This window comes from Streptosporangium sp. NPDC002607 (assembly GCF_053592655.1).
In genome coordinates this window covers 34,576-58,220 of the sequence record NZ_JBSFWD010000040.1, presented here as the reverse complement: position 1 = coordinate 58,220, position 23,645 = coordinate 34,576, and the positions used below count along the sequence as shown (strand labels likewise).

General features: G+C 71.2%; 21 protein-coding genes. 14 read left to right on the top strand and 7 right to left on the bottom strand.

Annotation, left to right across the window (positions count from 1 at the left end; all coding sequences use genetic code 11):
* Positions 1-21: 21 nt before the first annotated feature.
* Positions 22-1,857 carry a helix-turn-helix domain-containing protein gene (locus ACWD3H_RS34550; RefSeq protein ID WP_451957971.1) on the bottom strand — a complete coding sequence of 612 codons (1,836 nt, stop codon included), beginning with the start codon at positions 1,855-1,857 and terminating at the stop codon, positions 22-24.
* Positions 1,858-2,064: 207 nt separating this feature from the next.
* Here ACWD3H_RS34550 and ACWD3H_RS34545 point away from each other — a divergent pair, with 207 nt between their 5' ends.
* From ACWD3H_RS34545 to ACWD3H_RS34515, 7 genes are read left to right on the top strand one after another with little or no spacing between them, the layout of a single operon-like run.
* Entirely contained in the window at positions 2,065-3,060 is a 996-nt protein-coding gene (locus tag ACWD3H_RS34545) for an ABC transporter substrate-binding protein (RefSeq protein ID WP_451957970.1), read from the top strand.
* The gene (locus ACWD3H_RS34540; protein WP_355549595.1) at positions 3,057-3,911 is read left to right on the top strand and encodes an ABC transporter permease; all 855 of its coding nucleotides are present in this window, start codon (positions 3,057-3,059) and stop codon (positions 3,909-3,911) included. Before ACWD3H_RS34545 ends, ACWD3H_RS34540 begins: the two co-directional genes overlap by 4 nt.
* A complete protein-coding gene (locus ACWD3H_RS34535; RefSeq protein ID WP_355549593.1) occupies positions 3,908-4,735 on the top strand; it encodes an ABC transporter permease in 828 nt (275 codons plus the stop codon). Before ACWD3H_RS34540 ends, ACWD3H_RS34535 begins: the two co-directional genes overlap by 4 nt.
* 29 nt (positions 4,736-4,764) lie before the next feature.
* Complete coding sequence (locus ACWD3H_RS34530) at positions 4,765-5,502, top strand: ABC transporter ATP-binding protein (RefSeq protein ID WP_355549591.1); 738 nt, start codon at positions 4,765-4,767, stop codon at positions 5,500-5,502.
* Positions 5,499-6,530: an amidohydrolase family protein gene (locus tag ACWD3H_RS34525; protein WP_451957969.1), complete on the top strand. Its 1,032-nt coding sequence runs from the start codon at positions 5,499-5,501 to the stop codon at positions 6,528-6,530. Before ACWD3H_RS34530 ends, ACWD3H_RS34525 begins: the two co-directional genes overlap by 4 nt.
* Entirely contained in the window at positions 6,523-7,734 is a 1,212-nt protein-coding gene (locus ACWD3H_RS34520) for an FAD binding domain-containing protein (protein WP_451957968.1), read from the top strand. Before ACWD3H_RS34525 ends, ACWD3H_RS34520 begins: the two co-directional genes overlap by 8 nt.
* 24 nt (positions 7,735-7,758) lie before the next feature.
* A complete protein-coding gene (locus ACWD3H_RS34515) occupies positions 7,759-8,199 on the top strand; it encodes a hypothetical protein (protein WP_451957967.1) in 441 nt (146 codons plus the stop codon).
* A 289-nt stretch (positions 8,200-8,488) separates the two neighbouring features.
* Here ACWD3H_RS34515 and ACWD3H_RS34510 read toward each other — a convergent pair whose 3' ends face one another.
* A complete protein-coding gene (locus ACWD3H_RS34510; protein WP_451957966.1) occupies positions 8,489-9,451 on the bottom strand; it encodes a hypothetical protein in 963 nt (320 codons plus the stop codon).
* 1 nt (position 9,452) lies between these two features.
* Positions 9,453-10,061: a TetR family transcriptional regulator gene (locus ACWD3H_RS34505; RefSeq protein WP_451957965.1), complete on the bottom strand. Its 609-nt coding sequence runs from the start codon at positions 10,059-10,061 to the stop codon at positions 9,453-9,455.
* 166 nt (positions 10,062-10,227) lie between these two features.
* Between ACWD3H_RS34505 and ACWD3H_RS34500 the strand changes: the two genes are divergently transcribed.
* From ACWD3H_RS34500 to ACWD3H_RS34480, 5 genes are all read left to right on the top strand, one after another.
* Entirely contained in the window at positions 10,228-10,857 is a 630-nt protein-coding gene (locus ACWD3H_RS34500; RefSeq protein WP_451957964.1) for a DsbA family protein, read from the top strand.
* Between the two features lie 182 nt (positions 10,858-11,039).
* Complete coding sequence (gene hrpB / locus ACWD3H_RS34495; RefSeq protein ID WP_451957963.1) at positions 11,040-13,637, top strand: ATP-dependent helicase HrpB; 2,598 nt, start codon at positions 11,040-11,042, stop codon at positions 13,635-13,637.
* A 230-nt stretch (positions 13,638-13,867) separates the two neighbouring features.
* The gene (locus ACWD3H_RS34490) at positions 13,868-14,719 is read left to right on the top strand and encodes an SPFH domain-containing protein (protein ID WP_355549576.1); all 852 of its coding nucleotides are present in this window, start codon (positions 13,868-13,870) and stop codon (positions 14,717-14,719) included.
* The gene (locus tag ACWD3H_RS34485) at positions 14,712-14,909 is read left to right on the top strand and encodes a hypothetical protein (protein ID WP_326635151.1); all 198 of its coding nucleotides are present in this window, start codon (positions 14,712-14,714) and stop codon (positions 14,907-14,909) included. Before ACWD3H_RS34490 ends, ACWD3H_RS34485 begins: the two co-directional genes overlap by 8 nt.
* 47 nt (positions 14,910-14,956) lie before the next feature.
* Complete coding sequence (locus ACWD3H_RS34480) at positions 14,957-16,363, top strand: amidase (protein WP_451957962.1); 1,407 nt, start codon at positions 14,957-14,959, stop codon at positions 16,361-16,363.
* Between the two features lie 104 nt (positions 16,364-16,467).
* Here the strand turns inward: ACWD3H_RS34480 and ACWD3H_RS34475 are convergent, their stop codons facing one another.
* Genes ACWD3H_RS34475 through deoC form a run of 4 tightly spaced genes read right to left on the bottom strand, consistent with a single transcriptional unit; the run spans position 16,468 to position 19,982 of the window.
* Positions 16,468-17,424 carry an aldehyde dehydrogenase family protein gene (locus ACWD3H_RS34475; protein WP_355549571.1) on the bottom strand — a complete coding sequence of 319 codons (957 nt, stop codon included), beginning with the start codon at positions 17,422-17,424 and terminating at the stop codon, positions 16,468-16,470.
* The gene (locus tag ACWD3H_RS34470) at positions 17,417-17,614 is read right to left on the bottom strand and encodes a hypothetical protein (protein WP_355549569.1); all 198 of its coding nucleotides are present in this window, start codon (positions 17,612-17,614) and stop codon (positions 17,417-17,419) included. Before ACWD3H_RS34470 ends, ACWD3H_RS34475 begins: the two co-directional genes overlap by 8 nt.
* A complete protein-coding gene (locus ACWD3H_RS34465) occupies positions 17,607-19,034 on the bottom strand; it encodes an aldehyde dehydrogenase family protein (RefSeq protein WP_355549567.1) in 1,428 nt (475 codons plus the stop codon). The genes ACWD3H_RS34470 and ACWD3H_RS34465 overlap by 8 nt, the downstream gene beginning before the upstream one ends.
* A 9-nt stretch (positions 19,035-19,043) precedes the next feature.
* Complete coding sequence (gene deoC / locus ACWD3H_RS34460) at positions 19,044-19,982, bottom strand: deoxyribose-phosphate aldolase (protein WP_451957961.1); 939 nt, start codon at positions 19,980-19,982, stop codon at positions 19,044-19,046.
* Between the two features lie 488 nt (positions 19,983-20,470).
* On the opposite strand from deoC, the gene ACWD3H_RS34455 reads away from it, so the two are divergent.
* Positions 20,471-20,632 carry a hypothetical protein gene (locus ACWD3H_RS34455; protein WP_451957960.1) on the top strand — a complete coding sequence of 54 codons (162 nt, stop codon included), beginning with the start codon at positions 20,471-20,473 and terminating at the stop codon, positions 20,630-20,632.
* A 122-nt stretch (positions 20,633-20,754) separates the two neighbouring features.
* On the top strand, positions 20,755-23,613 hold the full coding sequence (locus tag ACWD3H_RS34450; protein WP_451957959.1) for a helix-turn-helix transcriptional regulator: 2,859 nt from the start codon (positions 20,755-20,757) through the stop codon (positions 23,611-23,613).
* The last annotated feature ends 32 nt before the right edge of the window (positions 23,614-23,645 follow it).

Here is a 23,645-nt window from a genome sequence, read left to right as displayed (position 1 = left end):
CGGTCCCGCCACTGTGACACGTCACTTCCCGGACCCGCCAAGACGCGGCTCTCGCATGCCGGCGATTCGGGCGACCGCCAACGAGGTCGTGATCTCGAGAAGGTCGCGCGGACGTGAGAGCTTCAGAGCGGTCAGGTCCTCGATTCGGTGCATACGCTGGAGCACGGTGTTCGGGTGAATGTGCAATTCCCTGGCCGCCGCCTTCCTGTCCATGTCGTTCTCCAAGAGGACGTGCAGGGTGGTCACCAGGTCGGTCGAGCGCTCGCGGTCGTAGTCGAGCACCGGTCCGAGCACCCTCCGGGCGAACTGGCGTAGCCCGTCGGTGTCGCTGACCTGGAGCAGCAGGTTGTCGACGGTCAGCTCGGCGAGATGGAGGATGACCGGGTCCGACGACTCAGCGGCCAGTTCCAGTGCCCCTCGCGCCGTCCGAAAGGCGGTCCGAAGTCCCGGCAGGGTCGGCGTCGGAGCCGCCACGGCGGCGGTCACCTGTTTCACCGAGCGGGCTTTGGCGAGCGCGTCGGCCAGCCGCTCGGTCGCCTCGCGCGGCGTATCCGTCGTGCCGTCTCGCCATGCGATCTGGTCGGGCCAGAGCACGACGACCAGGCCCCGGTGCGCGGCGGCGAGCGGGAGCGGGTCCATACCCGCGAGGAGGCGGGTGGTGGTCGCGAGCGCGCGTTCAGCGGCCGGGAGTCCGGCGGCGCCGTCGATCTCGCGTACCGCGATGGCGCTGAGGGTGTGCGGGCCGGTGAGGTCGTGGCCCATGCGGCGCGCCCGTTCGATGACGGCGGCGACGTCGAGGGACTCGTCGGAGAGCAGGTCGGCGACCAGGGAGCCGCGCAGGCGTCCCTCGACGTCCGCGGCGGTGCGCTCCCGGAGCAGTTCGAGGGCCGCGACGACCGATGCGTGCTCGGTGGCGCGGATGTCGAGTCCGGTAAAGAAGGCCAGCGGCCGGCGGACCCAGATCCGTCCCACGACCTCGCCGTCGAGCAGGACCGCCGATACGACAAAGGTCTCGCCCTCCAGCACCGTTTCCACCAACGACCCGTCGATGAGGTCCAGAGCTGCCGGTGGCGGTGCGTCGGTCTCAAGCGGTCGGCCGTCGCTACGTGCCAGTACCGATCCGTGGGCGTCGTCGGCGAGAACGTCGGAGCCGAGCAGGTCCGCGAGCGCGGTGACGACACCGCCGATTCCCTCGCCGCGCAGGGCGATCGCAGTGAGCTCGACGTGGATCTCCTCCGCGCGGCGAAGCATGGCGTGCTGCTTGGAGAGGGAGCTGTTGAGCTCGCGCAGCTCGCCGATGGTCGCCCGCTCCCGGGCCTGCAGCTGGGCGGTCACCAGTGCGATGGCGACCTGGGTCGCGAGGGTGCCGACGAGCTCGCGTTCGGCGCCGTCGAAGTGGTGGGGCTGCCGGCGGTAGCAGTTCAAGGTGCCGACAACCGTGCCGGCGCGGCGCAGCGGCACGGACACCAGTGCTCGGTAGCCCTGTTCCTGGGCGACGCCGCCCCATGGGCCGAACTGCGGTTCGAGGCCGATGTCCTCCAGGGCAACGATGTCGCCGGTGCGGAACGCCCGGCTGGTGGGTGCTTCGCCCTCCCGTCCGGCGCTGAGCAGAATCGGGCGTTCGGCGTTGACCAGGTCGACGTACTCGGGGGAGAGCCCGTGGTAGCCGCGGATGACGAGCGCGGTGCCCTCGGGGTTGGGCAGGAAGACGCCGCAGAAGTCGTAGCCCATGAGTGAGCACGCGGTCCGGGCCACCCGGTTCAGGAGGTCGCCGAGTGGCTCCTGGCGGCTGACGGCGGCGCCGATGTCGGCGATCCCGGCCAGCCAGCGCCGCAGTTCATCATGATGTGGTCCCACGATCGAGGCGCCTCCCTCGTGTTCGAACTCACACTATAAAGCCCTCAGGTGTGAACGCTGGAACATTGAGGAGGTGGCTTCCGCTGGAGCATGGTTGTTCTGGCCGGTGACCGCCGTCACACGGCGCCACGACAGCAGAGTAGGAAAGCCGTGCGGTTGAACAGATACAGAACCCGAGCACTGGCAGCTCTCCTGATGGCCGGCGTCATGTTCGTTTCGACGGCCTGCGGTGCGGGTCTGGGCGGTCCCGCCTCCTCCCGGGCGGCACGCGATGGTGTCATTCGGTTCACCTTCGCCCCCGACCCGATCTGGGACTACCTGCACGACGAGGGGATCATCGAGGACTTCGAGAAGGAGACCGGCATCTCCCTCGAAACCTCGGCGACCTGGGACGAGTTCGGGCTCTTCGCCGGCGGCCACGCCGACATCATCTCCTCGGCGTCCTTCGAAGTGCCGGGACTTGAGGCGGAGACCGAGCAGGACACGGTGATCATTGGGCGCTACAACTCCGAGCGGAGCCGGCTGTTGGTACGCGCCGACGACCCGGCGAAGTCCCTCGTAGACCTCAAGGGCAAGCGGCTCGGCGTGTTCACCTCGGTCTCCGGGACCCTGGTGTGGCACGCGCTGATGGAGAAGATGCATGGGCTCACCATCGCTGGAGAGAAGTCCGACTTCAAGATCGTCGTTGCCGACATCCAGAACCTCTCCAACCTGCTCGCCCGCGGCGAGATCGATGCCTGCATCTGTTATCCCGACCTCTCCGCACGCGAGCTGCGCGAAGGCGGCGTCCGCGCGCTGTACGACGGCAAGTCGTCTGCCGAGCTGTTCGCCGACCTGGAGGCACCCGGCCACGACGGTCCCATGGGCAACGTGTTCGTCGCCCGCAAGGACTGGGTCGAGGAGCACCCCCGGGAGGTCGAAGCCTTCTTGGACCTGTGGTCGCGCGGTCTCAAGGAGTGGCGCGCGCACCGCGACGAGATCATCGAACGCTACCCGCAGCACTTCGCCGTCGAGTCCCCCCGTTACGTGGAGTTCATGAAGAGCTACGTGGCCGAACACGACTGGGTGGTCCAGGACATCCGTTTCGACAAGCAGTGGGCCGACGACGAGAGCAAGATCTTCGACCTCATGCGCGAGACCGGTGTCATCGAGGGCGACGCGCAAAACCCGAAATTCCTCCCCACGGCAGGAGACCGCCGGTGACTTCGCCGACCGCTACCACCGAACCGCCCATCATCCGGCCTGGCCAGAGCTCGCCGAACGCGCGGATCCGCGGCCGGCGTCCACGACCCGACGGAGCCGGAGGCTCCTCGCGGTGGCTCGTCTCGCTGGTCGCACTGCTGGGGGCACTCGCCACCTGGGCCGTGGTCGCGTGGATCACCGATGACAACATCCTCCCCACCCCGTTCAAGGTCTTCGGACGCGTCGCCGACTTCATCGTGTCCGGTGAGGCGTTCAGCAACTTCGCCGCGAGCATCGTGAAGATCGGGATCGGCTTCGCGCTGGCGCTGGCCGTCGGTCTGCCGATCGGGTTTGTCATGGGCCGCAGCCGGTTCATGTCGACGTACTTCTCGATGCCGCTGTTCGTGCTCGGCAACGTCCCCGGCCTCGCCTACGCCGTCTTCGGGCTGGTCATCTTCGGCGTGGGCGCCACCGGGCCGATCGTGGTGTCGGCCCTGGTGGCCGTCCCGTTCATCGCGATCAACGTCGCCGAGGGCGTCCGTTCGGTCGACGGCGGGCTGCTCCGCATGTGCCGGGCCTTCGATCGGCGGCCCGTCGACGTGGTGCGCCACGTCTACCTGCCCGCCATCACGGCCTTCGTGTTCGCGGGCGTCCGCTACGCCTTCGCCATGGCCTGGAAGGTCGAGGCCCTCACCGAGGTCTTCGGCGCCAACAACGGAGTCGGCTTCATGATCCGGCGCGCCTACCAGGAGTTCAAGGTCGCCGACATGCTCGCCTGGACCATGTTGTTCGTCATCGCGATGGTGCTGATCGAGCGCGGCCTTGCCCGGGTCGAGACCCGGGTGTTCGCCTGGAGGAAGGAACTCACATGACCACCGCAACCGCGCCGGAGGCGACACCGCGTCCCTTGCCGGCCGACCGGGCGGCATCCCTGTGGTCGCGACGCGGACGCTCAGCGTCGTCCTCCGTGATCGCGCTCGCCACCTCGCTGCTCTCCATGCTCGCCGTCTGGCAACTCGCGGCCGAGTACGGACACCGCGTCCCCTCGATCGGCGAGGCATTCGGCCGGCTGGTCGGCGAGGCGGCCGGCGGTCACCTGTCGGCCAACCTGGCCGTGAGCATGAACCGCTTCACCCTGGGCCTCGTCGCGGCGCTCATCGTCGGAACGGCCGTGGGCGTGCTGATGGGTCTGTCCCGGTTCGCCGAGTACGCCCTGGCCGACCTGACCATGGCCGCGCTCGCCGCCCCGGCGATAATCTGGGCACTCCTGACCACGATGTGGTTCGGCTTCGGCTGGCTCACTCCGGTCACGACGGTCTTCCTCTCGGCCCTGCCCTTCGTCGTCGTGAACATCGCCAAGGCGGTCCGGGCCGTGCCCCCCGACCTCGTGCTCATGGCCCGCTCGTTCGGTGTCGGCCGACCCCAGGTCCTTCGTCACATCGTGGCTCCGGCGGTCGCCGGCTCGACGGTCGCGGCGGTGCGCTTTGCGATCATGAGCGCCTGGAACGGCCTGCTCCTTGCGGAGTGGTTCGGCTCGACCTCCGGCGTCGGCTGGCGCTCCCGCTACTGGTACGACGCCAACCAGCTCGACGGCTTCCTCGCCTGGGTCGTCATCTTCATCGTCTTCCTGGTCCTCGCCGACCAGATCATCCTCGGCCCGATCGAACGCTTCGTCACCCGCTGGCGCACCGCCTGAGCAGCGTATCCCTTCTCGAAAGGAAACTCATGGCCTCCATCGAAATCGACGGCCTGGTGAAGGAATACCAGAACCGTCAGGGCAGGCAGACGCGCGTGCTCGACGGGATCGACCTGTCCATCAGCGGCGAGACCTTCGTCTCCGTCGTCGGGCCCTCCGGCAGCGGCAAGACGACGCTGCTCAACATCGTCTCCGGAATCGAGAGCCTCAGCGGCGGCTCGGTCCGCCTACGCGCCGGTGACCACGACGCCAAGGTCGGCTACGTGTTCCAGGACCCGCGGCTGCTGCCCTGGCGCACCGTCACGCAGAACCTCAGGTTCGTCCAGCGCGACCGCTCCGGCTGGGAGCAGCGCGCCCAGCACTACCTCGACCTCGTCGGCCTCGGCCACCTCGGCGACCGCTACCCGGCCCAGCTCTCCGGCGGTCAGCAGCAACGGATCGGCATCGCCCGGGCCTTCTCCGTCGAGCCGGACATCCTGCTCATGGACGAGCCGTTCAGCCACCTCGACGCGATGACCTCACGCTCCCTGCGTGAACACCTGGAGCGCATCTGGCTCGAGTCACAGCGCACGGTCATGTTCGTCACCCACGACGTCACCGAAGCGGTCCAGCTCTCCGACCGGATCGTCGTCCTGGCGCCGGGCGGCCGGATCCACGAGACCATCGAGGTGGACCTCCCCCGTCCACGCCGCGCCTCCGACCCGGCCGTCGCCATGCTCCAAGCCGAGGTGCTCGCCCGCTTCGAGGCGCTGGAGGCGGCGGCGTGACGACCCTCGACACCGGCCGATCCCGCGCTGCGGCCCCCGCGGTGCGGCGGGGCGTCATCGACGTCCACGCCCACTGGCTGCCCCAGGAGCTGTTCGACCTTCCGCCGGGCTCGCCGGTCCCGCCGCTGAACGCGCGAGGCGAAGAGCTGTACCTCGGCGACATCCCTTTGTGCATCGCGGCGTCGGCGATGAGCGACCCCGACCGGGTGCTCGCCGAGACCGACCGCGCCGGGCTGGGCGCCCGGGTGCTGTCTGCCCCGCCGTTCGCGTTTTCCGTGGTCCCGGACCCCGGAGTGGGCGAATACGTCGGCCGCTTCAACGAGGCCCTGACCCGCCTGTGCCACGACAGCCACGGCCGGTTGTTCGGCCTGGGCCTGGTCTCCCTGCACGACCCGACTGCGGCCCGGGCCGAGATGAAGGCGATCGCCGCGTCGGCAGTCGTCCGCGGCGTCGCGGTTCCCCCGCTGGTCGGCGCCACCTCCTTCGACGAAGGCCCGCTTCACGAGGTCGCCCGCATCGCCGCTGAGCTGGACCTGGCCGTTCTGGTACACCCCATGCAGCTGCCGCGGCCGGAGTGGGGGTCGTACTACCTCGCCAATCTGATCGGGAACCCCACCGAGACGGCGACGGCCGTCGCCTCCTGTGTGCTCGGCGGAGTCACGGAGACGCTTCCGTCGCTGCGCATCTGCTTCGTTCACGGCGGAGGATGCGCGCCCGCGCTCCTGGGCCGGTGGCGACACGGCTGGGAGCAACGCGCGGACGTCGGCGCCGGCACCGGCCGAACGCCGCACGAGGGCTTCCGCGACCTGTGGTTCGACACGCTCACCCACGACGGACCGGCGCTGCGACTGCTGCACTCCAAGGCGGGCCCGGACCGGCTGTTGTGCGGCAGCGACTACCCCTTCGACATGGGCGTGGACTGCCCACAGGACCTGCCGGTCTCGGAAGGTATCGGCGCCGAGGCCATGGAGGCCGCCGCCCGCCGCTTCCTCGGCCTGCCCGAGCTCGGGAGCGACAACAATGCATGAAACGAACGGCCACTCCCACTACTCCGGCCGGCGGGCACTGGTCGTCGGCGGCTCGATCGGCGGCCTCACGTCCGCGCTGCTGCTGCGTCGCCTGGGCTTCGACGTGACCGTCTTCGAGCGCACGCCAACCAGCCTGGACGGCCGGGGCGGGGGCATCGTGCTGCAGCCCGACACGCTGCGCTGGTTCGCCGAGTGCAGCGAGCAGCACCCCGAGCAGGTCAGCACCGCGACTCAGTACGTCCAGTACCTCGGCGCCGGCAACGAGGTCCTGCACCGCGACCCCACGCCGTGGCGGTACACGTCCTGGGGCACGTTCTACCGGGCCCTGCTGGCCGACTTCGGCACTGAGCGGTACCACCTCGGGGAGTACGCCGCCGGCTTCGACCAGGACGGCGACAGCGTCGAGGTCCGTTTCGCTTCCGGGCGCCGTGAGCGAGCGGAGCTCGTGGTGTTCGCGGACGGGATCGGTTCCGCGAGCCGCAGCCGGATCTCACCCGGCAGCGTCCTGGAGTACTCCGGCTACGTCGGCTGGCGCGGCACCGTGCAGGAGTCCGAGGTCTCGCCCGAGACCTTCGAGCTCCTGCACGACTCGATCAGCTTCAACGTGGTGCCGTACACCCACATCAACATCTACCCGATCCCCTCGAACGAGGGCGGGCTGACGGTGGGGAACCGACTGCTCAACTACGTCTGGTACCGCAACGTCGCCGAGGGCGCCGACCTTGAGGAGCTGATGACCGACAAACGCGGCTTCCTCGGCAAGGTGTCGGTGCATCCGGGCCAGGTGCAGGACCGGTTCGTCGAGGAGATGCGTGAGGTGGCCGACACGGTGCTGGCGCCCGCCGCGGCCGAGGTGGTGCGGCGCACCGAGCAGCCCTACCTCCAGGCGGTCTACGACGTCGGCGCCGAGCACATGGCCGTCGGCCGGGTGGCGCTGATCGGCGACGCGGCCAGCGCCGCGCGCCCGCACGCCGCGGCCGGTACGGCGAAGGCCGCCGCGAACGCCTGGGCCCTGTACGACGCCCTGAGCGAGGCCGACGGCGCCATCCCCGCCGCTCTGGCGAAATGGGAGCCGGGCCAGCTCGAGCTCGGCCAGCGCCTGCTGCGCCGGGTCAAAGAGATGGGCACCCGCTCGCAGGTCGACTGCACCTGGGTGCCCGGCGATCCTGACCTGCGATTCGGCCTCTACGCCCCGGGCCAGTGACCACGACGTACGAGAGGAACCCCAATGACCACCACGCCGGCATTCCTGACCGACGCCCCCTTGGCGGGCACCGTCGTCGCCACGGACTTCGAGGGGTGGTCCGACGCGCTTCGCGAGGAGTTCGAGACCCACGCCTACGACCCGCACGTCGGCTCGCGGCTACTCAGCGAGAACGGCCGCGTCCGCGTGTGGGAGATCCACCTCGAACCCGGGGAGCGGTGGCACGCGCACCGGCACGTCCTCGACTACTTCTGGACCGCCGTCAACGCAGGCCGCAGCCGCCAGCACACCGCTGACGGCACTACCCGCGAGGTGTCCTACGACGCCGGCGAGACTCGACACTTCACCTTCGGCGATGGAGAGTTCCTCCTGCACGACATCGAGAACGCCGGCGACGACGTTCTCGTCTTCACCACTGTCGAGCACCTCGACTCGGCCAACTCGCCGCTGCCACTAGCAGGCTGAGGACCCCCAGGGACCCCGACGGCGCCAAAGCGTCATGATCGGCCCGCTCATCGGCTACCTGTTGCATTGACCTCAGGACCGATGCCCGGCGAGGCTCGGTCCAGGCGCCCGGGTTGTCGCTCACGCGAGGGCCTGTCTCGTGCGGAGGCGGGCTCGTGGACACTGGGCGGGTGCGTTCCGACTGGTCCGGCCTGCCCGTCCGCCATGCCCTGCCCGAGTTGCTCGCGGCGCTGGGTGAGCGGGGCGCCGGCGGCTCAGACCGTCCGCCCCCTCCCTGCCCCCCGGTGACTCATGAATCTCGCCGGACGGCTCGGTCGCGGGCGTATCTGGCCGCCATCGTGTGGAACACCTCCTTCGGTGCCCAGCGCCTCTCGTCGAGCATCCTGACCACGCCGTAGGAGGCGATGTCCCCGTCCCCGATGTGGCTGAAGCCCGCGAAGGTGAACCAGAGAGCGGTGTCCACCCCCTCCTTCTCGAAGACGTCCAGCAGCTCGGTGAAGTAGCGCACCTGCTCGCCCTCGTCCCGTACGGCGCCCTCCGGCGGCTGCCAGGCCATGCCACCGCGCTCGCCCGCCCCCAGGTAGGCGCAGGTGCCGAACTCGGTCACCGCGACCGGTTTGCCGTGCTTGAACTTGTCGCGCAGCTCCTCCTGGAAGGTGGCGGCGTTGTAGGCGGCCCGGTAGGCGTCGGCGCCGATGATGTCGAACGGGGCCCAGTCGACGAACTCCCACGGGGCCGCCGCGTAGGTGACGGGCCCGCCGAAACGGGTCCTGACAACGTCCGCGCTCTCGGCCAGGAAACCGTTGAGCCGCTCCAGGACGGGGCCGAGCGAGGTCCACCACTCCATGTCGGCGGTGCTTATCGTCTGCAGGCGATCGCGGTACGTGGCGCCGGGGATGAACCCGGCGCCGAACCCGCTGATCTCGCATCCGGTCACGAACACCACCTCGGCCCCGCCGCCTCGCACGGCCTCGGCCCGCTCCGCGCAGTCGGCGAAGGTCGAGAGCATCGCCTCGGGCGGGAGGTCGACGGGGAAGGGGGCGAACCAGATCTCCAGCCCCGCGGCGGCGGCGTGCTCGGCGGCGACGCTCAGCCGCGCGGGATCGCCACCGGAGATCCGTACGGCGTCGCAGTGCAGCTCATCGGCGATGACGCCCATGTCATGCCGGACGGCGTCGGGGTCGAACACCTTGCGGCTGTTGTCGCGACCGGGAAGGAACCCGGTGTCGTAGTTGATTCCTCGCGCGCGCACGTCACTGTCTCCCTTGTCGGTTGATGCCGTACTCCAGCAGGTCGAAGGCGAGTTCGACGTCTCCGCACAGGTCGTGGCCCGCCTCTTCCGGCGAGGCGCCGGAGACCAGGAGGCGGAAGAACCTCTCCTGCAGGGTCAGCACGGAGGCGGTGATCTGGGCGGCCATCAGAGCGGCCGTCAACTCGTCGTGCTCTTCGGCCAGCGCCAGCGCCAGCGCCTGGCGCTGCCCGTGGAGCAGATCGTTCGCACCGCTGCTGAGCGCGGGACTGGCGAAGATCACCCGCATCTGGGTGATCAGGGCGTCCCTGTCCACGGCCGTCGCCGGCTCGGCGGCGAACGCGCGGTAGTGCGCCCGCAGGGCCTCCAGCGGCGACTGCCCGGCGGGCCGCGCGGTGACGATCCCCGCCAGGTCCTCCTGCCCCACGCTCCGCAGGACGAGCGACTCCTTGGTCGGGAAGTACTTGAACAGCGTCACCTTCGCCACCTCGGCGGCCTCGGCGATCTCGTTGACGGTCACCGCGTCGAAGCCGCGCTCGGCGAACAGCCGCAGCGCCACCGCGGCGATCCGCCGTTGCGTCTGCTCCTTCTTCCGCTCCCGCAGTCCCGCCATACGAGCACAATAAAACTGAACCAGGTTCAAAAGCAAACCCGGTTCGCTTTTTATGGCGGGCGGGAAAGGCCGTGCGGGTCGGTTGTGACGCGCGATCCGGTGAAGGTGGCACGCTGCCCGGGCACGACCGGGGATGATGATCGGAGAGCCGGGAAGGACGGGCAGGATGGACAAGACGATCGCGGACTTCTGGTTCGACCCCTCCTGCCCGTACACCTGGATCACCTCACGATGGCTGGTGGAGGTGGAGAAGGTACGGCCGGTCGAGGTGCGCTGGCACGTGATGAGCCTGTCGGTGCTCAACGAGGACCGTGACGAGGATCCGGAGGGCGACACCGAGGGCTACCTGTGGGTGCCCGTACGCGTCTGCGCCGCCGTACGACAGGAGTACGGGCAGCAGGCGCTCGGCAGGCTGTACACCGCGATGTGGACCGCCGGGCGCGCACGTGGGGCGGACTGGGCCGGTGCTCTCGACGCCGCCCTGGCCGCCGCGGGACTGCCGGCGGAGCTGGCCGGAGCCGGGATGTCGACGGCCTACGACGAGGCGGTGCGGGCCTCCCATGCCGAGGGCATCGGCCTGATCGGCGAACACGTCGGCACCCCGGTGGTCGCCGCCACCGGCCCCGCCACCGGTGGCGAGCGCGTGGTGTTCTTCGGCCCGGTGATCTCCCGGATTCCCACGGGAGAGCGGGCGGGCCGCCTGTGGGACGGGACGCTGCTGGTGGCGGGGACGCCGGGCTTTCACGAGCTCAAGGGCGTCTCGCACGAGGAGCCCCGGCTCGACGACCCGAGCTGACAGATCATGCCGGCCCCCGTGGTGTGCGCTTGGCCGCTCGCCCTCACGCGCCTCTTCGCCCCCGTGTTGTGGATCGCACCGGCGGCGGGACATGCCCCGCCCGGCTGACTTCGCCGGCGGAAGGCGACAGCGCGTGCCGGGGGCGCGTCTCGTGGCGGGACGGGCTCGTGGACACTGGACGGGTGCGTTCCGACTGGTCCGGCCTGCCCGTCCGCCATGCCCTGCCCGAGTTGCTCGCGGCGCTGGGTGAGCGGGGCGTCGCCGTGCTCACCGCGCCCCCGGGCACCGGCAAGACCACGCTCGTCCCGCTCGCGCTGGCCGGGCTCCTCGACGGCCCGGCGGCGAAGCGGGTGATCGTGGCCGAGCCGAGGCGGATGGCGGTACGGGCGGCGGCCAGGCGGATGGCATGGCTGCTGGAGTCGGAGGTGGGCGCGGAGGTCGGGTTCTCCGTCCGCGGCGAGCGCAGGGCCGGTGCGAGGACCGTCGTCGAGGTCGTCACCACGGGGGTCCTCCTCCAGCGACTCCAGCGCGACCCCGACCTCGAAGGCGTGGACACGGTCCTGCTGGACGAGTGCCACGAGCGCCACCTGGATGCCGACACCGCGCTGGCCTTCCTGCTCGACGTCCGCGCCACGCTCCGCCCCGACCTGCGGATCGTCGCCACCTCCGCCACCGCCGACGCCGCCCCCTGGGCCCGCCTCCTCGGCTCGGGCGACCCCGCGCCGATCGTGCACGCGGCCGGCACCGCGCATCCCGTCACGCCCGTCTGGGCCCCGCCCTCAGGGAAGGTCGCGCCGCCCCACGGCATGCGGGTGGACCCGGCGTTCCTGGCCCATGTCGCAGCCGTCGTACGGCGTGCGCTGGCCGAGCACGAGGGGGACGTGCTCTGCTTCCTGCCGGGCGTCGGCGAGATCGGCCGGGTGGCCGCGATGCTTCCCGGCGTCGACGTCCTCCAGGTGCACGGCCAGGCCCCGGCCCGGGTCCAGGACGCGGTTCTCTCCCCGGGCGAGGGGCGCAGGGTGGTTCTCGCCACCTCGGTCGCCGAGTCGAGCCTGACCGTGCCCGGCGTACGGGTGGTGGTCGACTCCGGCCTGGCCAGGGAGCCCCGTACCGACCACGCCCGCGGCCTCGGCTCGCTCACCACGGTCCGCGCGTCCCGGGCCTCGGCCACCCAGCGGGCGGGGCGGGCGGGCCGCGAGGCACCGGGCGTGGTCTACCGCTGCTGGTCGCGGGCCGAGCACGAGCGGCTGCCCGAGCACGCGCGGCCCGAGATCGCGCTCGCCGACCTGACCGGCTTCGCCCTCCAGGCCGCCTGCTGGGGCGACCCCGCCGCCACCGGCCTGGCCCTGCTCGACCCGCCCCCGGCCGCCGCGATGGATGCCGCCCGCCGCACCCTGCACGCCCTGGGCGCCCTGGACTCCCCTGGCGCGCCGGGTCTCACCATGGGCCGGGTGACCGAGCGGGGACGGCGGATGGCCGGGGCCGGGGTCCATCCGCGCCTGGCACGGGCCCTGATCGATGCCGGGACCGATCCCCTGACCGGCCCCGGGACCGGCACCGGGAACAACGCGAGGTCCCGGGTCGCCGAGGTCGTGGCGCTGCTGTCGGAGCAGTTGCCCCGGGACGCGGGTGACGACCTGGTGGCGGTCTGGCGCGCCGCGCGCCGGGGCGGGGACGGCTTCTCCGCCCGGTGGCGTCAGGAGGCCGGGCGCCTGGCTCGCGCCGTCCCCGGCCCCGACCGGCGTCAGGGACGACCACTGTCCGCCGACGTCACGCCCCGGGGCGGCAGGACGGCGAAGAAAGACGAGACGGCCTGGGACGACGATGCCGTGGCCGGGATCGTCGTGGCGCTGGCCTATCCCGAGCGGGTGGCGCGGCGGCGGGGCGGGTCGTACCTGATGGCCTCGGGAACGGCCGCCGAGTTGCCACGCGGGTCGCGGCTGGGGACGGCGGAGTGGCTGGCCGTCGCGGTCGCGGACCGGCCCGCCGGGGTGGCGTCCGCCAGGATCAGGCAGGCGGTGGTGATCGACGAGGAGATCGCCAGGCTCGCCGCGGCTCCCCTGTACGGCTCCGACGAGGAGATCATCTGGCGCGTACCGCCGGGAGAGCGGCGTGGCGATGTGTCGGCTCGCCGGGTGGAACGGCTGGGCGCGATCGAGCTGGCCGACAGCGCGCTCCGCGGCGCCGACGTACGACCCGCCGTCCTGGAGGGTCTGCGCGCCGAAGGTCTGTCGATCCTGCGCTGGACGCCCGAGGCCGTGGCCCTGCGCGAGCGCCTGGCCTTCTGCCGGCGCACGCTCGGCGACCCCTGGCCCGCGACGGACGACGACGCGCTGATCGAGGCGGCCGACCGCTGGCTGGAGCCCGAGCTGTCGCGGGCCCGCCGCCGGTCCGACCTGGAGCGCCTCGACGTGGTCTCCGCGCTGCACCGCCTGGTCCCGTGGAACGCCCGGCTGGCGGAGACGGCCCCGGAACGGGTCGAGGTGCCGAGCGGGTCGCGGATCAGGATCGACTACTCGGGCGAGCAGCCGGTGCTGGCGGCCAAGCTGCAGGAGCTGTTCGGCTGGGCCGAGACCCCGCGCGTCGCGGGAGTCCCGCTGGTGATCCACCTGCTCTCCCCCGCGGGCCGTCCGGCCGCGGTCACCGCCGACCTGGCCTCGTTCTGGCGCGAGGGCTACCGCGCGGTCCGCGCCGAGCTCCGCGGCCGCTATCCCCGGCATCCCTGGCCGGACGACCCCATGTCGGCCACCGCCACCCGCCGCACCAACCCACGGCGCTGACACGGCGCTGACACGGCGCTGACTCCGGGCTCCGCCCACCTCCCCTGCCGGCCCGGGAGCCATGCCCGGCACACCCGGCGGTAGGGCCGGAAACCTCACCTCCCATAACCGGCCAGGCGATCGCGCCCGGCACGCCCGGCGGCAAGGCCGGAAACCTCATCTCACCCGGCGCGCGGCCGGCTTTTGTGAGCTATCGTAGTGATATCACTTCGATAGCAAAGGTGGCGTACATGGAACGACGTGCTTTCCGGATCGGCGGATTCGGTGTCCTGATCGGGCTCCTGGCGCTCGGAGCCGTCCTGGCCTGGGCCGGGTGGACGGCGGGGGAAACGCAGCTGATCGCCGCGGCGATCGGGTGGGGGATCGTCGCGGCGATCATGGCCACCGGGTTCACGGTGATCAACCCGAACGAGGCGAAGGTCGTGCAGTTCTTCGGCCGCTACATCGGGACGGTGAACCAGGCCGGGTTCCAGTGGGTGCTGCCGTTCACCAGCAAGGAGCGCGTCACCCTCCGGGTGCGCAACTTCGAGACGACCAAGCTCAAGGTGAACGACGCCGACGGCAACCCCGTGGAGATCGCCGCCGTCGTCGTCTACAAGGTCGCCGACACCGCCAAGGCGACGTTCTCCGTGGACGACTACGAGCAGTATGTGGCGATCCAGTCCGAGGCCGCCGTCAGGCACCTGGCCACCAGCCACCCGTACGACGCCCACGAGGAGGGCCGCACCAGCCTGCGCGACGGCGCCGAGGTGGCCGCCGAGCTCACCACCGAGCTGAGCGACCGCACCCAGCTCGCCGGGGTGGAGGTGCTGGAGGCGCGGATCACCCACCTCGCCTACGCTCCGGAGATCGCCCAGGCGATGCTGGTCCGGCAGCAGGCCGCCCAGGTGGTCGCGGCGCGCACCCACATCGTCGCCGGCGCGGTCGGCATGGTCCAGCTCGCGCTGACCAAGTTGCGGGAGGATGAGGTGGTGGAACTCGACGAGGAGCGCAAGGCGCAGATGGTCTCCAACCTGCTGGTCGTCCTCTGCGGTGACAAGGCGACGCAGCCGGTGGTCAACGCCGGCAGCCTCTATGGCTGAGCGCAAGAAGATCCTGCTGAGACTCGACCCGGCCGTCTACGAGGTGATCGCCAAGTGGGCGGCCGACGACCTGCGAAGTGTCAACGCCCAGCTGGAGTACGCGCTCCGCCTGGCACTCAAGGCGGCGGGTCGCGAGCCCCGGCGGGGCGAGCGGAATAACACCGATGAGCCGGACAAGTCATCTGATTGAGACGTGGGACGCTTCCCCTGACGGACTCGCCGGACCACACTCGGTTCATGTCGTGGGTGGGAAGTTCCGCAGTGGAGATCGCGGAGGCCGTGCGACGGGGGAAGGTCACCGCGCCCATGGTCGTCGAGGAGCACCTCGACGCCATCGCCGAGCGTGACGGGCGCGTCGGGGCGTTCCGCACGGTCCTCGCCGAGCGGGCGCTGGCCGAGGCACGGGCACTACAGGAGCGGGCGGACCTGTCCGGGCTGCCGCTCGCCGGGGTGCCGATCGCGATCAAGGACAATGTGCCGATCAGGGGCGAGGCGTCCCGCAACGGTTCCGCGGCGACGCCGGACACGCCCGCGGACGAGGACCATCCCGTGGTGGCCAGGCTCAGGGCCGCGGGCGCGGTGGTCGTCGGCATCACCAACGTGCCGGAGCTCTGCCTGGTCGGATTCTCCGACAGCGTGTACGGCGTGACGCGCAACCCGTGGGACCTCGGGCGCACCCCCGGCGGGTCGTCGGGCGGGAGCGCCGCCGCCGTGGCGGCGGGCATGGTCCCGCTGGCCCACGGCAACGACGGGCTGGGCTCGCTGCGCATCCCGGCCGCCTGCTGCGGCCTGGTCTCGATCAAGCCGGGTCACGGGGTGGTCCCGCCGCCCGAGCACGACTGGTACGGGATGTCGGAGAACGGCCCGCTGGCCACGACCGTGGCCGATCTCGCCCTGGCCCTGGCCGTCATGGCGGATGACATGTCACTGGCGACGCCCGGCGAGAGCGAGACACTCGGCGTGGACAGCGCCATCGACGACTACCCGGGCGGGCTGACCCTGTCGGAACCGCTGAGGCTGCGGATCTCGGTCGCGCCGATGCCGCTGCCCTCCGGGCTCTCGGTGGACGCCGAGTTCCAGCGGGCGGTGACCGGGGCGGCGGAGGTCCTGGGCGCGGCGGGGCACACCGTGGTGGAGCACCCCCAGCGGATGCCCTTCGAGGTCGGTGCGGCCGCTGTCGCCACCTGGTTCGGGTGCGCCAGGGGCGACGTGGCCGGTCTCGACCCGCGCCGTCTCGAACGGCGCACCAGGGCCCTGGCGAGAGCCGGACGGCTGCTCGCCAGGTTCGGGGCGGACGGTACGACGGGCCGTGACCGCTGGCGCGCGTACGGCGCCGACCAGTGGTTCGGCAACGCCGACGTGCTCGTCACGCCGACGCTCGCCGCCCTGCCACCGGCCGCCGAGCGCTGGGGCCGGCGCGGGCTCCTGGCGAACGCCCGCGCCAACCTGACGTACGCGCCCGCCACCGCGGCCTGGAACATGGCCGGCTGGCCCGCCATGACCGTCCCGTACGGCCGGCACTCCAGCGGCATGCCGATCGGCGTCCAGCTCGTCGCCGCCCCGGGGGGTGAGGCGCAGCTCCTGGCCCTGGCCGGCCAGCTGGAGACCGCCCGCCCCTGGACCCGCCACGCTCTGCCCGCCTGATCGGCTTTCCGTCTGGCCGCCGCCTACCGGCGCGCCGGGCAACCGGCCGGCGCGGCGCCGGGGCCGCCTGCGGGAGAGACCCCGCGCGGGCGGCCCCGTACGGGTCAGACGCCGGTGGGGTGCCAGACCGTCTTGGTCTCCAGGAAGGCGGTCATCCGCCCGGTGCCCGGGTCTGCGAACCAGTCGGTCTCGGCGGGACGGAGGACCCGCTTGAGGTTCTCCGCCGCCGCCTCCTCGCACGCGACCGCCACGGCCCTGTCGGTGACCCCGGCCAGGTCGAGGGCGTTGACGTCCATGTGCGCGGCCAGATGGGGAGCGATCTCGGCGACGGAGCCGGTGAGGATGTTGACCACCCCACCGGGCAGGTCCGAGGTGGCGAGCACCTCGGCCAGGGTGATCGCGGGCAGCGGGGCGCGCTCGCTCGCGATCACCACGCAGGTGTTGCCCGTGACGATCACCGGGGCGATCACCGAGACGAGCCCGAGCAGCGGCTTGTCGGGGGCGACCACCGCGACCACGCCGGTCGGCTCCGGCGAGGAGATGTTGAAGTAGGGACCGGCGACGGGGTTGGCGGACCCGGCGACCGCGGCGATCTTGTCCGACCATCCGGCGTACCAGACCAGCCGGTCGACGCTCGCGTCCACGACCTCCCGCGCGTTCTTCGTCCCGGACTCGGCCAGCTCGGCGATGAACTGGGCCCGGCGACTCTCCAGCATCTCGGCGACGCGGTAGAGGACCTGTCCCCGGTTGTACGCGGTGGCACCCGACCAGCCGCCGAAGGCCTTGCGCGCGGCCGTCACCGCGTCGCGGGCGTCCTTGCGGGAGGCCTTGGCGGCGTTGGCGAGGAAGTCGCCGCTGGAGGAGGTCACCGCGTAGGACCTTCCGCTCTCGGAGCGCGGGAACGCCCCGCCGATGTACAGCTTGTACGTCTTGCGCACGGCGAGCCGTGCGGGCTGACGTCCGTCCCCGGGGTCCGTGGCCCGCCCCGGGGCCTGATCAGTGGTCTGCTCCGGGGCCTGCTTGGTCGCCCGCGCCCGGCCCGGCTTCTCCGCCTTACTCATTTCCCAGCCCTCTCCACGAGCTCTCCTGCTGCGCCAGCCGGGCCGGCACGAAGACCTGACCGCAGCGGCTCACGCCGCACCGGTGGGCGAACCAGCCGCGCAGCACCGGCCGCCCGGCGCGGGCGAAGCCGTACCCCCGGGCGCTCTGGGCACGGCGGCGACGGCGCCTGAGGCGCTGATGCTCACACATCGAGGTACGCCTCCAGCCCGTGCCGTCCGCCCTCTCGCCCGTATCCCGACTCCTTGTAGCCGCCGAACGGCGAGGTGGGGTCGAACCGGTTGAAGGTGTTGGCCCAGACGACGCCGGCGCGGAGCCTGCTCGCCATCCACAGGATGCGCGAACCCTTCTCCGTCCACACGCCCGCCGAGAGGCCGAACGGGGTGTTGTTGGCCTTCTCCACCGCCTCGGCCGGGGTGCGGAAGGTCAGCACGGACAGCACGGGGCCGAAGACCTCCTCGCGGGCGATCCGGTGTGACTGGGCGACACCGGTGAAGATGGTCGGCGGGAACCAGAACCCCTTGTCGGGCAGCGAGCAGGCCGGGGACCAGCGCTCGGCGCCCTCCGCCTCCCCCAGGTCCGACAGCTCGCGGATCCTGGCGAGCTGGGCCGCGGAGTTGATCGCGCCGATGTCGGTGTTCTTGTCCAGCGGGTCGCCCAGCCTGAGCGTGCCGAGCCGCCGCTTCAGCGCGTCGAGCAGTTCCGTCTCGATCGACTCCTGCACCAGCAGCCGGGAGCCCGCACAGCAGACGTGGCCCTGGTTGAAGAAGATCCCGTTGACGATGCCCTCGACCGCCTGGTCCAGCGCGGCGTCCTCGAACACGATGTTCGCGGCCTTGCCGCCGAGCTCCAGGGTGACCTTCTTACCGGAGCCCGCGACCGACCTGGCGATCTGGCGGCCGACCTCGGTGGAGCCGGTGAAGGCCACCTTGTCGACGTCGGGGTGGTTGACCAGGGCGGCGCCGGTCTGTCCGGCACCGGTCACGATGTTGACCACGCCGGGCGGCAGGTCGGCCTGCGCGCAGATCTCCGCGAACAGCAGCGCGGTCAGCGGGGTGGTCTCGGCGGGCTTGAGGACCACGGTGTTACCGCAGGCCAGGGCAGGGGCGATCTTCCATGCGAGCATGAGCAGCGGGAAGTTCCACGGGATGACCTGGCCGGCCACCCCGAGCGGGCGCGGACCGGGGCCGTACCCGGCGTATCCCAGCTTGTCCGCCCAGCCTGCGTAGTAGAAGAAGTGGGCCGCCACCAGGGGCAGGTCCACGTCGCGGGACTCGCGGATGGGCTTGCCGTTGTCCAGGGACTCCAGGACGGCCAGCTCGCGCGAGCGCTCCTGGATGATCCGCGCGATCCTGAAGAGGTACTTGGCCCTTTCCGAGCCGGGCAGCGCCGACCAGACGCCGAACGCCTTGCGGGCGGCCGAGACCGCCCGATCGACATCGGCCTCCGTCGCCCAGGCGACCTCCGCCAGGACCTCCTCGGACGCCGGGTTGACGGTCTTGTGAAGATCCCCGCCCTGGGAGTCGACCCACTCACCGTCGATGAACAGGCCGTAGGACGGCCTGATGTCGACGACGTCACGCGACTCGGGCGCCGGTGCGTACTCAAACATGTGAACGCCTTAGTCGAGGGTGAAGTAGTCGGGACCCGCGTACCTGCCGGTGGCCATCTTCTGGCGCTGCATCAGCAGGTCGTTGAGGAGTGTGGAGGCGCCGAGCCGGAACCAGTCGGGGCTGAGCCAGCCCTCGCCGACGGTCTCGTTGACCAGGACGAGCATCTTGATCGCGTCCTTGGTGGTCCGGATGCCGCCCGCGGGCTTCACCCCGACCTTCCGGCCGGTCACGGCCAGGAAGTCGCGGACCGCCTCCAGCATGATCAGCGTCACCGGAAGGGTCGCGGCGGGCTGCACCTTTCCGGTGGAGGTCTTGATGAAGTCGCCCCCGGCCAGCATGGCCAGCCAGGACGCGCGGCGCACGTTGTCGTACGTGGACAGCTCTCCGGTCTCCAGGATCACCTTCAGGTGAGCGGCGCCGCAGGCGGCCTTGATCGCGACGATCTCCTCGAAGACCTTGACGTAGTCACCCGCGAGGAACGCGCCCCTGTCGATGACCATGTCGATCTCGTCGGCTCCGGCCGCCACCGCGAAGACGGTGTCGGCGACCTTGACGTCGAGCGAGGAGCGTCCGCTGGGGAAGGCGGTCGCGACGCTGGCCACCTTGACACCGGTGCCCTTCAGCGCCGCCGCGGCTTCGGCGACCAGGTCGGGATAGACGCATACCGCGGCCACCCTGGGTACCGAGGGGTCGGCCGGGTCGGGGTGGAGGGCCTTGGCGCACATCGCGCGGACCTTACCCGGGGTGTCGGCTCCCTCCAGGGTCGTCAGGTCCACCATGCCGATGGCGAGATCGATGGCCTGGGCCTTGGCGGTCGTCTTGATGGATCGGGTGCCGAGCATCGCGGCGCGCTGGTCGGCGCCCACGCGGTCGACACCGGGCAGGCCGTGCAGGAAGGTTCGCAGCGTGGCGTTGGACGTGGCCACGTCCGCGAGCGAGGTAGTCATAGTTGACACCTCTCCAGGATGCCCACTGGTGTGATTAGTTCCAAACTGGACCTTGCACAGCCCTCCCGTCGGTTTTCGTCAACATCCGCCGGGTCCGGGCTCTCCGTGTCGTGCGGGGGCCCGGCGACACGGCACCGTTCGCGGATGAGGCGGCCGGAAATCCGGAGCCTCCCCACCGGTGGATCACTCCACCGGATTGCCGGACAGCACCTGGAACCACCTCCCCGGCGAGCACGCCCACGGCGAACGCGAGCAGGGTGAGGGAGGCCAGGCTCGGATCGGCGCCGCTCGACGGCCTTCTCCGGCCGGGACACTCAGGGCCTACCGGGCGAGGTGGCAGGCGCGATCCGCGGTGGCCGAAACAGACTCTAGGTATGGGGTGGGGCGCGGAGCGGCCCGGATATAGGACATCCTCCCGATGTGAAACCGGGGGCCTTAGGGCGAATCTTGAGTGTGTAAGGAAAGCGCCACACCAGGAAGGAACCCCCATGGGTCCCGAGCTTCAGCTCCAGATGATCACCCAGAGGACCATCGAGCTCCGCGAGCAGGCCGACAGCCACCGCCTCGCCCGCGAGGCTCAGCAGGCCAGGAAGGCCCGCTCGGGCGGCAAGCGCCGCAGGGGCCTCCTCGGCAAGATCATTCCGGCATGACCACGTCCCGAGAGCCCGGCCGCCCCCTGTCCGGCCGGGCCTCTCTGCCCCCGTAGAAGATCGATTTCACCGAGCGAAAAATAAGGAGAGTGCTACCTGTAAGGCATGACATGCTGGCAGACATGGTGGGTCGGGCGGTAAGCCCCGTCTTTGTAGGACGGGAGACGGAGCTTGCGGATCTGACCGAGGCATTCGAACAGACACGGAAGAACGCGGCGACGACGGTGCTGCTCGGCGGCGAGGCCGGCGTCGGCAAGTCACGGCTGATCGGGTGTTTCGCGGAACGGGCCTCGGCCGACAGTGCCCACGTGCTTAACGGGGGCTGCGTGGAGCTGTCGACCGAGGGCCTCGCCTACGCGCCGTTCACCGCGGCGATCCGCCAGCTCGTCCGCGAGTGCGGTGCCGAGGAGGTCGCGGCGCTGCTCCCCGAGGGAGGGGCACGCGACCTGGCCCGGCTACTGCCCGAGTTCGGCGAGCCGAGCGGCGACACGGAGAGCGACACCGCCCGGGCTCGGCTCTTCGAGCAGGTTCTCACCCTGTTGGAAAGGCTCGCCGAGAGCCGGCCGGTGATCCTCCTCATCGAGGACGTCCACTGGGCCGACAGCTCCAGCCGCGACCTGATCGCCTTCCTCAGCCGGAACCTTCGCGCCGCACCCGTGCTGATGGTCCTCACCTACCGCTCCGACGAGCTCCACCGCCAGCACCCGCTCAGGCCGGTGCTCGCCGAGCTCGGCCGGCTGGACGGGGTCCTCCGGATGGACCTGCCCCGGCTCACCCTGCCGGAGGTGGCGGCCCAGATGGCCGGCATCCTCGGCACCGCACCCGAGCTCGCCCAGGTGAACAGGGTTTTCCAGCGCAGCGAGGGCATCCCGCTCTTCGTCGAGGCGCTGATGGAGTGCGGTGGCGACTGCACCTTCCCCGACTCCCTGCACGACCTGATCATCGGCTCCGTCGAGCGTCTCCCCGAGGAGACCCAGCGGGTGCTGCGCATCGCCGCGGCCGGCGGCATCCGGGTGGGCCACGCCCTGCTCGCCGCGGTCAGCGGCCTGTCCGACGTCGACCTCGACGACGCGCTGCGCACCGCGATCGCGGCCAACGTGCTGCAGGTCACCGACGGCCACGCCTATGTCTTCCGGCACGCGCTGATCCGCGAGGCCGTGCACGACGAGCTCCTGCCGGGTGAGCACGTACGGCTGCACGCCCGCTTCGCCGAGGAGATCGGCAACGACCGCGCGCTCGTCCCGCCCGGCCGGGCCGCCATCGAGATCGCCCACCACTGGCACGCCGCCAGAAACGACCTCTGGGCCCTCATCTCCGCCTGGGAGGCTGCGGGCAAGGCCGCGAAGACCTTCGCCTACAAGGAGATGATGCAGCTGCTTGAGCGGGTGCTCACGCTGTGGAGCAAGGTCCCCGACGCCGCCGAACGCATCGGTGTCGACCACACCACGGTCCTGGAGCGCGCCTCGGAGGCCGCGAGCGCGTGCGGGGAGGTCGACAGGGGCAGCAAGTTCGTCAAGGCCGCACTGGACGAGCTCGACGAGCGGACCGAGCCCGCGCGGGTGGCGGACCTGCTGGTACGGAGGTCGCAGTTCAAGAAGGCCAAACGGAAGCCGGGGGTGCTCGACGATCTCCGCTACGCCGAGCGGCTGGTCCCCGAACCGGGGCTGGACCGCGCCGAGGTGCTGTCCAAGCTGGGTTCGTACCTGATGTTCAGCGGCGAGCTGGACGAGGGGACGGCGCTCACCGAGGAGGCGCTGCGGATCGTGCGCGAGTACGGCGAGGAGCCCCTGGAGGCCGAGCTGCTGCTCAACCTCGCGCTGGGCGACTCGATCGCGGGACGCATCGACGCCATGGCCCGGCTCAACGCGAGAGCGCAGGCGATCGGCGAGCGCGTCGGCTCCGGCGGCAGCGTGTTGCGCGCCCTCGCCAACAACGTGGACGCGCTGAACAACATGGGCCGCTCCACCGAGGCGATCGAGCTGGCGCTCGAAGGGGAGCGACTGGCCAGGAAGTACGGCCTCTACCGGGTCCAGGGCACGTTCATCGCCAACAACCGGGCCGAGGCGCTGGACGCGCTGGGCAGGTTCGAGGAGGCGGCCCAGCTGGCCGAGCAGGCCCTGGGCATGGACCCCATCCTGCGTACCCGCCACCACCTGCGGCGGATCCGCGCCGACGTGGCGCTCGCCCGGGGCGAGACGGACGTGCTCAGGTCCGTCCTGAACGAGGTGGGCGCCTTCGACGCCGCCTCGGAGGAGTTCACCCAGGAGCTGACCACCAACTCCCGGCTCCTGATCGGCCTGCACATGCTCGACGGGGAGCCGCTGGCCGCGCTGGAGGTCGCCGAGCGGGTGGCCCGGGAGGCACGGATCATGAGCAAGCCCATGCTGGGCTGGCGGATGCTCGACCTGCTCGGAGGGGTCTGCGAGACGATCGGGGCGTTCGCCCCCGAACGGGTGGCGGCGCTGCGCGCCCGCGTCGAGGAGGCGGCGGCCGCGATGACCGTGGACAGCCCCGTCTCCGAGGCCTACCGGCTCGGTGTCGCCCGCGACCACGACGCCGCGGCCACGGTCTGGGAACGACTGGGCCGTCCCCTCCCGCAGGCGAGGTCACTGCTGCACGCCGGACGGGCGGCGGCCGGTGCAGGCGATCGCGACGGTGCCGCCGACCGGCTGCGCACCGCCCATCCGATCGCCGTGGCGATCTCCGCCCGGCCACTGGCGGGCGAGATCTCCTCGCTCGCCCGCCGGGTGGGGATCTCCCTCACCGACCGGACGGGGAGCGGGGAGCAGCTGCTGACCCCGCGCGAACTGGAGGTGCTCCGGCTGGTCGCCCAGGGACGGTCCAACCGCGAGATCGCCGCCGAGTTGTTCATCTCGGCCAAGACCGTGAGCGTCCATGTCTCCAACATCCTCGGCAAGCTGGGCGTCTCCACCCGGGGCGAGGCGGCCGCTGCCGCCCACCGCCTCGCCCTGATCGGCTGACCTCCTGCATCATGGATACCGATCGGATCGGG

What these genes read in the sequence shown, in the direction of transcription:
- ACWD3H_RS34545 (WP_451957970.1), top strand. Translation starts at nt 2,065, where the DNA reads ATGTTCGTTTCGACGGCCTGCGGTGCGGGTCTGGGCGGTCCCGCCTCC.
- ACWD3H_RS34450 (WP_451957959.1), top strand. Translation starts at nt 20,755, where the DNA reads ATGGTGGGTCGGGCGGTAAGCCCCGTCTTTGTAGGACGGGAGACGGAG.
- ACWD3H_RS34530 (WP_355549591.1), top strand. Translation starts at nt 4,765, where the DNA reads ATGGCCTCCATCGAAATCGACGGCCTGGTGAAGGAATACCAGAACCGT.
- deoC (WP_451957961.1), bottom strand. Translation starts at nt 19,982, where the DNA reads ATGACTACCTCGCTCGCGGACGTGGCCACGTCCAACGCCACGCTGCGA.
- ACWD3H_RS34465 (WP_355549567.1), bottom strand. Translation starts at nt 19,034, where the DNA reads ATGTTTGAGTACGCACCGGCGCCCGAGTCGCGTGACGTCGTCGACATC.
- ACWD3H_RS34455 (WP_451957960.1), top strand. Translation starts at nt 20,471, where the DNA reads ATGGGTCCCGAGCTTCAGCTCCAGATGATCACCCAGAGGACCATCGAG.
- ACWD3H_RS34490 (WP_355549576.1), top strand. Translation starts at nt 13,868, where the DNA reads ATGGAACGACGTGCTTTCCGGATCGGCGGATTCGGTGTCCTGATCGGG.
- ACWD3H_RS34480 (WP_451957962.1), top strand. Translation starts at nt 14,957, where the DNA reads ATGTCGTGGGTGGGAAGTTCCGCAGTGGAGATCGCGGAGGCCGTGCGA.
- ACWD3H_RS34500 (WP_451957964.1), top strand. Translation starts at nt 10,228, where the DNA reads ATGGACAAGACGATCGCGGACTTCTGGTTCGACCCCTCCTGCCCGTAC.
- ACWD3H_RS34515 (WP_451957967.1), top strand. Translation starts at nt 7,759, where the DNA reads ATGACCACCACGCCGGCATTCCTGACCGACGCCCCCTTGGCGGGCACC.
- ACWD3H_RS34470 (WP_355549569.1), bottom strand. Translation starts at nt 17,614, where the DNA reads ATGTGTGAGCATCAGCGCCTCAGGCGCCGTCGCCGCCGTGCCCAGAGC.
- ACWD3H_RS34505 (WP_451957965.1), bottom strand. Translation starts at nt 10,061, where the DNA reads ATGGCGGGACTGCGGGAGCGGAAGAAGGAGCAGACGCAACGGCGGATC.
- ACWD3H_RS34475 (WP_355549571.1), bottom strand. Translation starts at nt 17,424, where the DNA reads ATGAGTAAGGCGGAGAAGCCGGGCCGGGCGCGGGCGACCAAGCAGGCC.
- ACWD3H_RS34485 (WP_326635151.1), top strand. Translation starts at nt 14,712, where the DNA reads ATGGCTGAGCGCAAGAAGATCCTGCTGAGACTCGACCCGGCCGTCTAC.
- ACWD3H_RS34535 (WP_355549593.1), top strand. Translation starts at nt 3,908, where the DNA reads ATGACCACCGCAACCGCGCCGGAGGCGACACCGCGTCCCTTGCCGGCC.
- ACWD3H_RS34520 (WP_451957968.1), top strand. Translation starts at nt 6,523, where the DNA reads ATGCATGAAACGAACGGCCACTCCCACTACTCCGGCCGGCGGGCACTG.